At 41.2% G+C, this 13,184-nt stretch carries 15 protein-coding genes; 6 read left to right on the plus strand and 9 right to left on the minus strand.

Annotated elements, in window-relative coordinates; all coding sequences use genetic code 11:
• Position 1 precedes the first annotated feature (1 nt).
• From PESP_RS02345 to PESP_RS02365, 5 genes are read right to left on the minus strand one after another with little or no spacing between them, the layout of a single operon-like run.
• Positions 2-658 (minus strand): energy transducer TonB, encoded by a 657-nt coding sequence (locus tag PESP_RS02345; protein WP_089346601.1) that lies wholly within the window; start codon positions 656-658, stop codon positions 2-4.
• A 1-nt stretch (position 659) separates the two neighbouring features.
• Complete coding sequence (locus PESP_RS02350) at positions 660-1,064, minus strand: ExbD/TolR family protein (RefSeq protein WP_089346602.1); 405 nt, start codon at positions 1,062-1,064, stop codon at positions 660-662.
• A gap of 9 nt (positions 1,065-1,073) precedes the next feature.
• Positions 1,074-1,448, minus strand: coding sequence for a MotA/TolQ/ExbB proton channel family protein (locus tag PESP_RS02355; RefSeq protein ID WP_089346603.1), 375 nt, complete (start codon positions 1,446-1,448; stop codon positions 1,074-1,076).
• Positions 1,441-2,766 (minus strand): MotA/TolQ/ExbB proton channel family protein, encoded by a 1,326-nt coding sequence (locus PESP_RS02360; RefSeq protein WP_089346604.1) that lies wholly within the window; start codon positions 2,764-2,766, stop codon positions 1,441-1,443. The genes PESP_RS02355 and PESP_RS02360 overlap by 8 nt, the downstream gene beginning before the upstream one ends.
• On the minus strand, positions 2,766-3,539 hold the full coding sequence (locus tag PESP_RS02365) for a DUF3450 family protein (protein WP_089346605.1): 774 nt from the start codon (positions 3,537-3,539) through the stop codon (positions 2,766-2,768). The genes PESP_RS02360 and PESP_RS02365 overlap by 1 nt, the downstream gene beginning before the upstream one ends.
• A 333-nt stretch (positions 3,540-3,872) precedes the next feature.
• Here PESP_RS02365 and PESP_RS02370 point away from each other — a divergent pair, with 333 nt between their 5' ends.
• Both PESP_RS02370 and PESP_RS02375 read left to right on the plus strand, forming a co-directional pair.
• Entirely contained in the window at positions 3,873-6,053 is a 2,181-nt protein-coding gene (locus tag PESP_RS02370) for a TonB-dependent receptor (RefSeq protein WP_089346606.1), read from the plus strand.
• An 89-nt stretch (positions 6,054-6,142) separates the two neighbouring features.
• Positions 6,143-6,823: a Fe2+-dependent dioxygenase gene (locus PESP_RS02375; protein WP_058546942.1), complete on the plus strand. Its 681-nt coding sequence runs from the start codon at positions 6,143-6,145 to the stop codon at positions 6,821-6,823.
• A 244-nt stretch (positions 6,824-7,067) separates the two neighbouring features.
• On the opposite strand, the gene galE is transcribed toward PESP_RS02375, so the two are convergent.
• Positions 7,068-8,084, minus strand: coding sequence for a UDP-glucose 4-epimerase GalE (gene galE, locus PESP_RS02380; protein ID WP_089346607.1), 1,017 nt, complete (start codon positions 8,082-8,084; stop codon positions 7,068-7,070).
• 254 nt (positions 8,085-8,338) lie between these two features.
• Here galE and PESP_RS02385 point away from each other — a divergent pair, with 254 nt between their 5' ends.
• Positions 8,339-8,830, plus strand: coding sequence for a DUF3016 domain-containing protein (locus tag PESP_RS02385; RefSeq protein WP_089346608.1), 492 nt, complete (start codon positions 8,339-8,341; stop codon positions 8,828-8,830).
• Between the two features lie 35 nt (positions 8,831-8,865).
• Here the strand turns inward: PESP_RS02385 and PESP_RS02390 are convergent, their stop codons facing one another.
• A complete protein-coding gene (locus PESP_RS02390) occupies positions 8,866-9,156 on the minus strand; it encodes a prephenate dehydrogenase (RefSeq protein ID WP_089346609.1) in 291 nt (96 codons plus the stop codon).
• A 71-nt stretch (positions 9,157-9,227) separates the two neighbouring features.
• Between PESP_RS02390 and PESP_RS02395 the strand changes: the two genes are divergently transcribed.
• Entirely contained in the window at positions 9,228-9,437 is a 210-nt protein-coding gene (locus PESP_RS02395) for a hypothetical protein (RefSeq protein WP_058403279.1), read from the plus strand.
• An 8-nt stretch (positions 9,438-9,445) separates the two neighbouring features.
• Here PESP_RS02395 and epmB read toward each other — a convergent pair whose 3' ends face one another.
• Positions 9,446-10,459: an EF-P beta-lysylation protein EpmB gene (gene epmB / locus PESP_RS02400; protein WP_089346610.1), complete on the minus strand. Its 1,014-nt coding sequence runs from the start codon at positions 10,457-10,459 to the stop codon at positions 9,446-9,448.
• Positions 10,460-10,500: 41 nt separating this feature from the next.
• Here epmB and efp point away from each other — a divergent pair, with 41 nt between their 5' ends.
• Both efp and epmA read left to right on the plus strand, forming a co-directional pair.
• Positions 10,501-11,067, plus strand: a complete 567-nt coding sequence (efp, locus tag PESP_RS02405) for an elongation factor P (protein WP_058546947.1) — start codon at positions 10,501-10,503, stop codon at positions 11,065-11,067.
• Between the two features lie 56 nt (positions 11,068-11,123).
• A complete protein-coding gene (gene epmA / locus PESP_RS02410) occupies positions 11,124-12,098 on the plus strand; it encodes an elongation factor P--(R)-beta-lysine ligase (RefSeq protein WP_089346611.1) in 975 nt (324 codons plus the stop codon).
• A gap of 81 nt (positions 12,099-12,179) precedes the next feature.
• Here epmA and PESP_RS02415 read toward each other — a convergent pair whose 3' ends face one another.
• Positions 12,180-13,106 carry a manganese-dependent inorganic pyrophosphatase gene (locus PESP_RS02415; RefSeq protein WP_089346612.1) on the minus strand — a complete coding sequence of 309 codons (927 nt, stop codon included), beginning with the start codon at positions 13,104-13,106 and terminating at the stop codon, positions 12,180-12,182.
• Positions 13,107-13,184: the final 78 nt, after the last annotated feature.

The raw sequence follows: 13,184 nt of genomic DNA on the forward strand, positions 1-13,184 counted from the left end.
CTTAAGGTTTAAATTCTATTGGCCAAATAAAGCGAGCACGTACTGTTTCGCCTTCTTTTTTTGGTGCGCTAAAACGGCTTTGCTTTATAATTTTATCAATGGCGGGTTTAAGCTCAGGGTAAGGGTTTTGTACAACCTCTATTAAGCTTACTCTACCGCTTTCGTCTATAAATACATCAAGCTTTACCGTAAATACATCCACACCTTGGCGAGTTAAACTTTTTGGTAAAACGGCCTTAACAGGGGTAAGTAGCGTTGGTAGTCCATCGAGCTGGTTTAAGCTAAAGGCATCCCAATTTACACTCATTGATTGCCATTGTGGCGCGTTAACTTTTACGCTTGGCGTATCGGGTTTTACAATGCTTAAATTGCTTTTAATTTTAACGTCTACTGCTTGAATTGACGCGCCTGCCCCTTGCACTTTTAAGCTTTGCATTGGCTCGCTACTTTGTTGTTGCGATACCGAAGGCGGTGGTGGAGGAGGTAGGGCAACCATCGCTATTTCGCGCACAACTACTTTGTCTTGTATATGGTGCTCAGCCATTTGCCCTAACCACAGTAATAACAATGCTGCGCTAAGCACTATTAAACTAAGGCCAAACGCAAAAAGCGGATGGCGATTATTTTTTGTTTTATTAGTTGAGCTAAAGGTGTGCATATTATTGCTTGGTCGCTAAATTAACTTGCGAGGCACCGGCAAGTTTTGCTTCGTCAATTACTTGCACTAATAGCTCGGTAGGTACTGTTTTATCTGCTTGAATAACCACAGGGCGTTGCTGCTGTTTTAGCATTTGCTCTACACTTGTGCGTACACCTGCTACACCAATTTGGCTGCCATCAAAAAATACTTGTTGAGTGTCGGTTATTGCTAAAAATATAACTTGTTGCTCAAGCCGACTGGCTGATACAGCTTGAGGTTTATCTACCTCAACGCCGCTTTCACGAACAAATACAGTGGTTACTATAAAAAATATAAGCAATATAAATACAACATCAAGCAGTGGCGACATATCAATATGCTGCCCAGCTTCTTGTTCTAGCTTGTGCTTTAAACGTGACTGCATGGCTTTACCCTAATTGTTTACTAATGTATGTAATTTAGGATTACGTTGCGAGTAGGCTAAATAAGCCTGCATTAACCACGCAGGTATGGCGCACACAAGGCCAAGCTGAGTGGTTAATAGTGCATCGCCTATGGCATCGCTCATTAGTTCGTTATGGCCAAGCGCCATGACTTTAAAGGTATCAAGTAAACCAACAATGGTGCCCAGCAAGCCCAATAAAGGAAGCGCTGCGGTTAATATAGAGCTAACTTCTTGCCAGTAGCCGTTTCGGTTTGCCTGATACTGCTTAAGGTGCAATAAATCATGAAAAGTCAGTTGGTACACAACTAAAGCTAATAACAAAATACACCAACAAATAGGGTTGCTAACGATTTGCTCAAACATGGTTTTCTCCTTGTTCTAGCTGGCTTAGTTGTAATGCAAAACCTTCGAGCTGGCTGTAATACGCTTTTGCTTTGCGCGATAGCAGTGCATTTAAAACCAGTGCTGGTATAGCAACAACTAAACCTAACTCGGTAGTAATAAGTGCTTGTGCAATACCGCCCGATACAACCTCCGGATCGCCCGATCCAAATAGGGTCATCATTTTAAAGGTTTCGATCATGCCGCTTACAGTACCTAATAAACCTAATAAAGGAGCTACGGCTGCTGTTACAGCTATAGCGCCTATAAAGTTATCAAGTTTGTGTTTATCGTATATTAGCTGGTTAAACAATTGTTCGTCTCGTACTTGGCCTTTTTCGCTTTGCAGCGTGAGGTTAAACAATTGCTGCTGCATGCCTGCAAACTCGCTGCTATTTTTATTGTTAAAGAGCGTTTGTAACTGCATTTGCGAGTGCATTTTAATTTTGCTTAAACGCAATAGTTGAGCCGCTTTTATTAGTGCAATGGTTAGTGCAAAACAGGCAAATAAAATAATAGGGATAGCCCATAAACCGCCTTTTTCTAGGTGCTCTAAGGGGCTTTCTTGCTGAGCTTGGCTGGTTACTAAATGCGTTAAACTCGGATCAAAGCTAAGTAACGTTTCGCCTACACCGTTTTGCTTTAGGGTGTCATCAAGCGGGTTATTGTCACTGCTTGATTGCACCAATGCCACTTTTAATGCGTTTGATTCATCGTCTAAATTTAATAAACCCATTAGCTTAGGTGTTTGCGTACTAAACCAGGCAACAGGCCCTACTTGCAGTGTATTAGCTTGGGTAAGCTCGCCATTGCCAAGTACCACCGCTTGTTTTTTAAAGCGAGGGTAAAGCGCTTGCTCTTGGTTATTAATAAAAGAGACGACTTGGCTTAATAATTCGTTTTGATTATTACTTGTTTGCTCGTTATTCAAAGTTTTATTGCTATTTTGGCGAACAAATCGGCTAAGTAAGTTTAATTGGTATTGCTGTTGTTGCTGCCAGGTGTCTAACCGTGTTTGTAACTGGTTAAGGCTTAAGGTATTTTCGTCAGCTAAACGGCGGTTAACAGCGGCTTGTTCGCGTAATTTACTTAGCGACTGCTGCTTGGTAAATATTTGCTTTGCTAGGCTTGCTTGCTCTTTGGCAATACTTTTTTGCGTACTGCTTAAGCTGCGTTGTGCAGTTTTTATATCGTTTAGCACGCTTTGTTTGGCTTGCTCACTCGTTGCTGCTAACGCTAAATTGCAGCTAGTAAGTAAAATAATGGCGCTAACTGCTTTAATTTTTTGAGAGAAAGTCATTACTTAGCTCCTTGCTGTGCGTTATTTTTATAACTTAGCATCGGAAGCGTTACCCAATCAGCAGCGCGCTTTTTTTGTTGTACTGCAATACCTAGCGCTACTTGTTCTGCGTTAATACTGTTATCAAACTCCCACTGCCAACCTAAGTCGCTAGGAAAACCAATACCTGCATAACTTAAATCTTCACTAACAAACCATGCTTGTGCGGCGCCTAAATATAGCTGTTTAACCCATACTTCTTGGCCGTCGGGGTGTTTAATTGCCATTTCGTGAATTGAAATACGTTGCTGAAATTCATTGAGTAAGGTCAGCATTTTTAGCGCGGTTTGTAATTTATCAGTGGTGCTTAGTTGTGGGTCGGCTAAATCGCCTGCATTTTTCCAGCTGTTTAGCAGCGGAGGCGGCAACTGTACTTGCAAAGAAAGTAATTGCTGGCTGATTTGTTTTAACTGGCTGTTTAAGTTTTGTTGATCTTTTTCAAGCTCGCCTTGCTGAGTAACTAGCTGTTCACGCTTTTTGCTAAGATCGCTTGAGTTTTTTTCGCGGTTTTTATTAAGAGTACTAAGTTGCTCTTGCTCAGCATTTAAAAGCGTTAGGGTTTGCTCCATACTGCTTTTTTGTTCAAGCCAATGTGTATTTAATTCACTAGTTTGGCTTTCTATTTTTAGCCATTTATCAACGAGTTGTTCTAATTCGCTAACGGTATCGGCTTTTACAGCCATGGTGCCACACAGTACAACTACCGCACATATTGGTTTAATTAAGCTTCGCATTACTTAACAACAATCCTGAAAGTTACGACAACAAGCAAATATACCCATTAACACTAAATTAAATCACTTTAAGAGGAGTACCTAGCGCAGCTAGCCTTAGCTAAATGGTTTTTCAGTCTCAAAATAGCTTATTTAATTAAATGTATTGGCATTACTTGTTAAATTTTGAGTGCGTATACAATATAGGAATTCACATAACAACACAACTGATAACAATTATCGTTTACATTATTTTGTCGTAGTGGTAGGATTTTGCCCGAAATCACATAGAGCCCCTTTTAAGTAAGCAATTTTATGTTTACTTAAAAGCAAAAAAACAACCACGGAGTAAACATGAGTAAGCCATCGAATAAAGGAAATGCCTACGTAAAGCCAATTGCAGCGGTAGTCACTGCCACTCTTTCAACTTGGGCAAGTGCACAAGACGTACAAGAGCTGTCGGTAACTAAAGCAGAGACTAAAACTGAGTCTAGCTATGTTGTAGAAAAATCAACATCGCACAAATACACTCAGCCACTTTTAGATACTGCAAAAACTGTAACGGTAATTAACCAAGCAGTAATGAAAGACAGAAACGTAGACAGCCTACGTGATGCTTTACGTAACGTATCGGGTATTTCTTTAGCTGCTGGTGAAGGCGGCGCACCGACTGGCGATAGCATGTCTATTCGTGGCTTTAGCGCAACTAACGACATTTTTGTAGATGGTATTCGTGATGTGGCAGGCTACACGCGCGACATTTACAACATTGAAGCGGTAGAAGTGGCAAAAGGCCCTGGCTCTGCGGTTTCTGGCCGTGGTGCAACCGGTGGTAGTGTTAACCTAGAAAGCAAAAAAGCAAAGCTTGATAGCTTTAACGACGTATCACTTCGTTTAGGTACAGAAAACGATTACCGTGGTCGCTTTGACACTAACATTCAAGTAAACGAAACCAACGCTTTGCGCATTAACTTACTAACAGATAAAGGTGATGTTGCAGGGCGTGACTACGTTGAAAACGAAACAAATGCAGTTGCTGTAGCCTTTGCAACAGGCTTAGGTACTAATAGCCGTTTTGATTTAAATTTAGAATACCAACGCCAAGATAACTTACCAGATTACGGTATTGCATGGGTATACAACGACGCGCCAGTGGCTGAGCTTGCAGATAGCGCGCGTGGTCCTTCTCCGGTAGATTACGATAACTTTTACGGTAACATTTACCGTGATTACGAAGACATTGAAGCCTACTCAACAACTGCTCGTTACGAGTATGATTTTTCTCAAAACACGATGCTACGTGTGCAAGGCCGTTTAGGTGAAGTTAAGCGTGAGTCAGTAACCACGGCACCGCGTTATTTCTCAATTACGACCGATACAGACATCACTTTTGCTGATGAAAAAACACGTGATACACAAAACTCACTGGCAGCAATACAGGTTGATTTAATTGGTAATTACGAGTTTGCAGGCTTTACTCACGATGTAGTAGTAGGTGTTGAACTTGTTAACGAAACATTTACTCGCCATGCACTTGTAGCAACTACGCCAGATAACCTAATAGAAGACGAAATTCGTAACGACTTATACAACCCTGATGCAACAATTGAATTTACAGGTGTATATGGCCGCGATGGCAGGAGCATTGAAGCAAAAGCTAAAAACCAAGCAATTTACGCATTTGATACAGTAACACTTAACAAGCAGTGGGAAGTAACAGGTGGGATTCGCTTTGATAGCTTCACAACCGATTACCACAATGATTACGATGACCCAAGTGCACTAATTTCTACAAGTGATGATTTATTTAGCTGGAACGCAGCGGTAGTGTACAAACCAGCTGATAACGGTAGCATTTACGTAGGTGCTGGTAACTCATTTAACCCATCAGCTGAAGGGCTTACTGTATCTACACGCTCAAATGCAGCAGATTTAGACGCTGAAGAAAGCCGTAGCTACGAGTTAGGTACAAAATGGAGCCTAATGGATGGCCGTTTGCAAACTAATGCAGCGCTTTTCCGCACTGAAAAAACCAATGCACGTACTGATGACCCATTTGCAGATAGCACGTCAGATGAGCTACTTGGCGGTGAGCAACGCGTACAAGGTTTAGAGCTTTCAGCAACAGGCTTAATTACTAAAGAGTGGACTGTAATTGCTTCATACACTTACCAAGACAGTGAAGTAACTAAAGCACTAGGCGCCGACGCATCACAAATTGGTAACGAGCTTGCACGTACACCAGAAAACAGCGCAAGTGTTTGGACTACTTACGATATGTCGGATAAATTATCGTTTGGTTTAGGCGCGCAATATGTAGGTGAGCGTTACAATGGCACAACTGCAACGCGTTCACGCGCACCGGGTTACACTATTTTTGATTTAATGGTTGCGTACGACGTATCTAAAGATCTTAGTTTGCAACTAAATGGTGAAAACCTTGGCGACAAAGACTATGTTGATCAGCTAGGTGGCGGACACTACGTACCAGGTAACGGTCGTAAGTTTAGCCTAACAGCTAGCTACTCTTTTTAATTTTAAAATAAATTAAAAAGTATAAGTAAATATAAGGGCAGGCCTATTACCTGCCCTTAATTATTTGATGAAAATGTGAGAGGGCGCACATGCTAGTTAAAATTCCAGAGCTACTAACTAAAGAAGAAGTGGCTTATTGCCGCGATAAATTATTAGCGGCGCAGTGGGCCGATGGCAGTATTACTGCGGGGCATCAGTCAACCAAAGCAAAAAATAACTTACAACTTCCTGAAAATAGCCCAGAAGCACAAGAGCTGGGTGAAATTATTATGGGGGCATTAGCGCGCAGCAATTTATTTATGTCGGCAGCGCTGCCAGCAAAAATTTTTCCGCCACTATTTAACTGTTATCAAGGTGGGCAATCGTTTGGTGTGCATGTAGATAATGCAATTAGACAAGTACCTGGCACGCCTGTAAAAATTCGTACTGATGTATCTATGACTCTGTTTTTTAATGAACCCGAAGATTACGATGGCGGTGAACTCGTTGTTGAAGATACCTACGGCTCTCACAGTGTAAAACTACCCGCAGGTAGCATGGTACTTTATCCATCGACGAGTTTGCACCGCGTTATGCCTGTAACTCGCGGGCGCAGGTTAGCCTCGTTCTTTTGGCTGCAAAGCATGGTAAACAGCGATGAAAAACGCGGATTATTGTTTGATTTAGATATGTCGATTCAAAGTTTGCGCAGTAAAGTAGAAGACAGCCCAGAAATTATTCAATTAACAGGTGTGTACCATAACCTGTTAAGGCAATGGGCGCAGACATAGCAAAAATATTTATTGGTAGATGTTAGATAGTAGATGTTGGTAATTTAAAGCTACGCTTTTCGCGTGAGCAAGCTCTACGCCTACTGGCAAAGTTTAACATTGTGGTTTGATTAACCCGTAGGCGCACAACTTGTTGGCGCGACGCGCAAGGCGCGTAATGCATTAAAGATTAGAGTTTTGCTTTTTGCATGGAAAAGCCTGGCGCCTACAATACATTCAAAAAGTACTGTAGGCGTGAAGGTTACTAGCCTTTATAACCATTTGGGTTATTTGATTGCCAGCGCCATGTATCTTCCATCATGGCATCAATTCCGCGTACTGCTTCCCAACCAAGCTCATTGAGGGCTTTTTCAGGTGCGGCGTAACATGCGGCAATATCGCCAGGGCGGCGAGGTGATACTTGATAAGGTACCTCTTGGCTGCTTGCTTTAATAAATGCATTAACCATTTGCAGTACAGAGTAGCCATTTCCTGTGCCAAGGTTATATACCAGTGCACCTGTATTACTAGCAATTTTATCAAGGGCTTTTAAATGGCCAATAGCTAAATCTACCACGTGAATATAGTCGCGCACGCCTGTGCCATCAACTGTGTCGTAGTCATCACCAAATACAGCGAGTTGCTTTAATTTACCTACCGCTACTTGGGCAATAAATGGTAAAAGGTTATTTGGAATTCCGTTAGGATCTTCGCCAATTAAGCCAGATTCATGTGCACCAACAGGATTAAAGTAACGCAAAATAGCAAACGCAAAGCGCTCATCTGATTTAGCGATATCTTGTAGCATCATTTCAACCATTAGCTTTGACGTACCGTATGGATTTGTTGTGCCACCCACAGGGAAGTCTTCTTTAATCGGTAAGCTTGCAGGGTCGCCGTAAACGGTTGCTGATGAGCTAAATACTAGTTTAAACACGCCAGCATCACGCATTGCATCTACAAGCGTTAGCGTACCTTGCACGTTGTTTTGGTAGTATTCAACAGGTTTAGCTACCGACTCACCAACCGACTTTAAACCGGCAAAGTGAATAACGCTATCTATGGTGTGCTTGGCAAATATTGAGTCTAAAAACGCTTTATCAAGAATATCACCTTGATAAAAGGTTGCCTCTTTACCTGTAATTGTTTTAACGCGCTGTAGTGACTCTTTTGATGAGTTACTTAAATTATCAACAACAATTACGTCGCTGCCTTGCTCTAAAAGTTCTAAAACGGTGTGAGAGCCAATGTAGCCTGCGCCGCCTGTTACTAAAATTGTCATGAATGCTCCATGGATACCTTTATCAATTAAGTTAATTTCACCATAAATTATGATGATTTACATGCTTTATCTGTAACTTTTATTATTCAGAGGGGTCATATAGTTAGAGTGAATTACTTTAATTACAAATAAAGTAGCTTTAGTAACATGTTAAATATCGCATTAAGTTATAGTTAATCAATCACTGCTAAAATTATTAGTTACGTTACTGGGCTTTGTCTAAATTATTAGTACTGCCCCATTTGGAGAATGTTATGAATTCAGTTAAAACAATCGCTATGGCAATGTGTATCGCATTACCTGCATTTGCACAGGCTGGAGAATCTGTAGTTAAATGGCAAGACTTTAAAGACTACCGCGATGTGCGTGCCTCAAGCCAAGGTAAAACGTCGTACCATAAACAAATTGCTACACAGTTTGAAAAGCATTTTTCTAAATTGGCCGAGCAACTCCCTAAAGAATATAAGCTAAGCGTAGAAATAACCGATATCGACCTAGCTGGCGATGTACGCTACGGTGGTATGGATGAAATACGTGTGGTAAAACCTATTTATTTTCCGAGAATTAAGCTTAATTACTCGCTTGTTGATAACGATGGTAGCGTAGTGAGTGAGTCAAACGACGTAGAGCTTAAAGATATGGGTTTTATGGATAAAATTAAAATGGGCCGCGACGAGCCATTTTATTATGAAAAACGCTTAATTACCGAGTGGTTTGGTGAGCAAATTTTAGCTAATTTAGATTAATTTAAATGCCGCTAAATTGCGGCATTTTTTGCGCTTTACTTAAATGTTGCTAACAGCGTTAGTAACTGCTGTAACTTAAGTACTGTTGTTTTAAGCTTTTCTTCATCAAAACCATCAGTGCTTAAGCTTTCTACATCGGCTGCTACATCAAGTACGTATGGCTTAAAGCGTTTAGCTTCAAAACTAAATCCGGCATCAGCAGGGAACAAGGCTTTAAATTTGCCGTGACCTTGTTGCTGTAGCTCATCTAGTTTTTTGTCGGCATCAAGTGCTTGGCGATAAACAATTTTTAAGTTAGCGTTGAGTTGTTCAATTATAGAATCCATGGATTTCCTAAAGCTTTGTACTGCATGGCCGATATAATACGTGGATTACATTTAAAAGTCAGGTTAGTAATATGAATATATCAGGTTCAAGTTTACCCGTTATGTCAGGGGCTAGCGAAAGTGGTGAAGTTTACAGCGCTTCTTTAGCTAAAAAACAGCAACAGGCAGACGGTGCAGCGGCACTTGCACTAATTGAAGGTGCTGCGCAATCGTCAAGTGCGCAAACACCGACTAAATCGGTGACTGCCACACTTGGTAATAACATAAACGTATACGTTTAAATGTTGCTCTAAACTAGTTTGAGGTCGATAGGGGTTTTACTTTTTTGACCGCCTATTTCTCTTACTAATTTAGGCACTAAAAATCCGGGCAGGGCTTTTAATAGCTCTGCCATTATTTTTATTGCTTGCTCTTCGTTAATATCAAAGTGGCTTGCGCCTTCAACCTTATCTAGCAAATACAAATAATAGGGTAGTACGTCGGCATCAAATAACGCCTCGCTTAAATTTATCTGCGCATCAACGGTATCGTTCACATCTTTTAAAATAACCGCTTGGTTTAATAACATAACACCTGCTTGCTTAAGTTTTTGCATGGCGGCTTTAAACTCGTCGTCTATTTCGTTGGCATGATTTATATGGTTAATAAATACAATTTTTAGCGGTGATTGCTTTAGCCTCGCGCATAGCTCATCGGTAATACGCGCAGGTATAACAACAGGTAAGCGGCTATGTATTCGCATGCGTTTAATTTGGGGTAATTTTTCAAGCTCATCTAAAAACCAGCTTATGGCATCGTCTTTGGCCATGAGTGGGTCGCCACCACTTAAAATCACTTCGTTTATGTTGGCATCTGATTTTATATAACTCAGTGCATCAAGCAGGCTTTTTTTATTGAGTTGGTTTTCTTGATACGGAAAGTGGCGCCTAAAGCAGTAGCGGCAATTTACCGCACAGCCAGTTTTAAACATAATTAAAACTCGCGATTTATACTTATGTAAAAGCCCAGGTTGTTCGTTGTCTTGCTCAAGCAGAGGGTCTTTATTAAAACCGGATTTGGTCAAAAATTCTTGGTGGCGCGGCATAACTTGTAGTAATAAGGGATCGTTTGCATCACCTTTGCGCATTTTTTTTATAAAAGGGACTGGCACGCGCACCGCAAATAAACTGCGAGCTTTTAGGTCGTTTTCATGGGCTTGGCTCGATAAACCGACCATTTCAAGCAAGGTTTTTGGGCAGGTAACTACATTTGCTAATTCTTTTTGCCAGTTTTTATGCAAATTTGCTTCATTTCTTTGTATCATTGGCACGTAGATTACTCGAAAAAATATAAATAGAGGAAACGATGGCGAATTATAGCACCAACGAGTTCAAGGGCGGCCTAAAAATTATGATGGACGGCGAACCTTGCAGTATCTTAGAAAATGAAATGGTAAAACCAGGTAAAGGCCAAGCGTTTAACCGTGTTCGTATCCGTAAACTTATCTCTGGTAAGGTGCTTGAAAAAACCTTTAAATCGGGTGAATCAGTTGAAGGCGCCGATGTAATGGATACCGACTTAGCGTACCTATACACAGACGGTGAATTTTGGCATTTCATGAACAACGAAACATTTGAGCAAATTGCTGCTGACGAAAAAGCACTAGGCGATGCAGTTAAATGGTTAGTTGAAAACGATGTATGTACAATTACATTATGGAACGGCAGCCCAATTGCGGTTACTCCACCTAACTTTGTTGAGCTTGAGATCACTGAAACTGATCCAGGTCTTAAAGGTGATACAGCGGGCACAGGTGGTAAACCTGCAACGCTTACAACGGGTGCAGTAGTACGTGTTCCATTATTCGTACAAATTGGCGAAGTAATTAAAGTAGACACTCGTAGCGGTGAATACGTAGGCCGTGTTAAGTAAGCTTTAACATTGTTTATAAAATCCCAGCTTAAGCTGGGATTTTTTTTGGAGAAAATATGTCAGCAACACTTTGGGCCCCGAGCGCAAGCATAGAAACACTTAAACAGCGCGCGGCAATATTACATACTATTCGTGAGTTTTTTTATACGCGTAATGTAATGGAAGTAGAAACACCTAGCTTAAGCGGTGCAAGCGTAACCGATGTGCATTTAGCGAGTTTTAATACTACTTTTGTAGGCCCTGGCCACGCTGGTGGCTTGCCGCTTTATTTGCAAACATCGCCCGAATTTGCAATGAAACGTTTACTAGCAGCAGGCTCAGGGCCAATATTTCAGCTCTGTAAGGCCTTTAGAAACGAGGAAGCGGGACGCCATCATAATCCTGAGTTTACTATGCTTGAATGGTACCGCCCTGGGTTTGATGAGTTTGCACTTATGGATGAAATGGATGAGCTAATGCAGCTTATTTTAAATGTAGAGCCTGCTGAGCGACTGACTTACCAACAAGCGTTTGAGCAGGTGTTATCGCTTGACCCATTAACTGCTACGCTCACGCAATTACAAGCACTTGCCAGCGAACACGGCTTTGCTGATATAGCCAATAACGAAACAAATAAAGACACCTTATTGCAGTTGTTATTTTGTATAAAAGTAGAGCCAACCATTGGGCAAACTAAACCGTGTTTTGTATATCACTTTCCTGCATCGCAAGCGGCCTTGGCGCAAATTTGTGAGCACGATAACCGAGTAGCAGGGCGCTTTGAGCTTTATTATAAAAATATGGAATTAGCGAACGGCTTTAATGAGTTAACTAATGCTAAAGAGCAAGCAAAACGCTTTGATGAAGATAACGCTTATCGCGCTGCTAATGGCTTAAACCACGTGCCTATGGATACCCGATTAATAGCCGCACTTGAGCACGGGCTGCCACAGTGTGCAGGTGTTGCAATGGGAATAGATAGGCTAGTAATGCTTGCAACTGATAAAGATAAAATTAAAGACGTAATTGCCTTTGAGGTCGATAGGGCGTGATAGTGGGTTAAGTAAACTTTTGACTTGAAATAAAAAGCACCGTATTTTACATAAACGCGGTGCTTAATAATTTATGGTTGATTAAAGCTTGGCAAACGCATCTTGTAGTGGTGGCACTACTTGCTTTTTACGGCTTAATACACCGTCTAGCCATACTTTACCTTCGCTTGGTTTTTCACCATAAGCTTGCTCTACAAGTGTTGCATCATCTGATGCGATTAACATTTGCGAACCTTCTTTCATAATATCGGTAAGTAGTAAAAATACCGAGTGGCGGTTGCCTTCAGCTTTTAGCTTTGCGATGTCTGCTTCAAGGTCGGCTTTAATTTCGTCAAACACTGCCAGGTCGATTACTTCTAGTTGGCCTATGCCGACTAGGTTACCGTTCATGTTGAAGTCTTTAAAGTCACGCATTACTAAATCACGTACTGGCGTGTCTTCTACTGCAGATTTAACACGGAACATGTCCATGCCAAGTTCTTTAAAGTCTTCAATACCAGCAATTTCTGCTAGTGCTTCAACACATTTAATATCGGCTGTTGTACAAGTCGGCGATTTAAAAATAACGGTGTCGCTTAAAATTGCGCAAAGCATAATGCCAGCGATGTCTTTAGGGATTTCTACACTGTAAAAATCGTACATCATTTTAATAATGGTGTTTGAACAACCAACAGGGCGGATCCAACACTCAAGCGGTGTAGATGATGTTAAGTCACCTAGTTTATGGTGATCTACTACACCTACAACACGGGCTTGGTCGATATCATCAGGCGCTTGTGTTTTTTCTGTGTGATCAACGATGTACACATCTTCGCCCGCATAGCTTAGTTTAAGCTCTGGTACTTCGAAGCCAAATTTATCTAAGATAAATTGCGTTTCTGGTGACACTTCACCTAGGCGTGTTGGAATTGCTGGCTCATCGATTTGGTTTTTTAAATAAGCCAGTGCAATTGCACCACAAATTGAATCTGAATCTGGGATTTTATGGCCCACTACATACATAGACATTGACGGAACTCCTTTAAATTTGCCGATATTCTAACAAAGTCTGCAGCCTTTAACATATAGACAGTGCAATTAAGTTTT

Source organism: Pseudoalteromonas espejiana DSM 9414 (genome assembly GCF_002221525.1).
Taxonomy (GTDB): Bacteria; Pseudomonadota; Gammaproteobacteria; order Enterobacterales; family Alteromonadaceae; genus Pseudoalteromonas; species Pseudoalteromonas espejiana.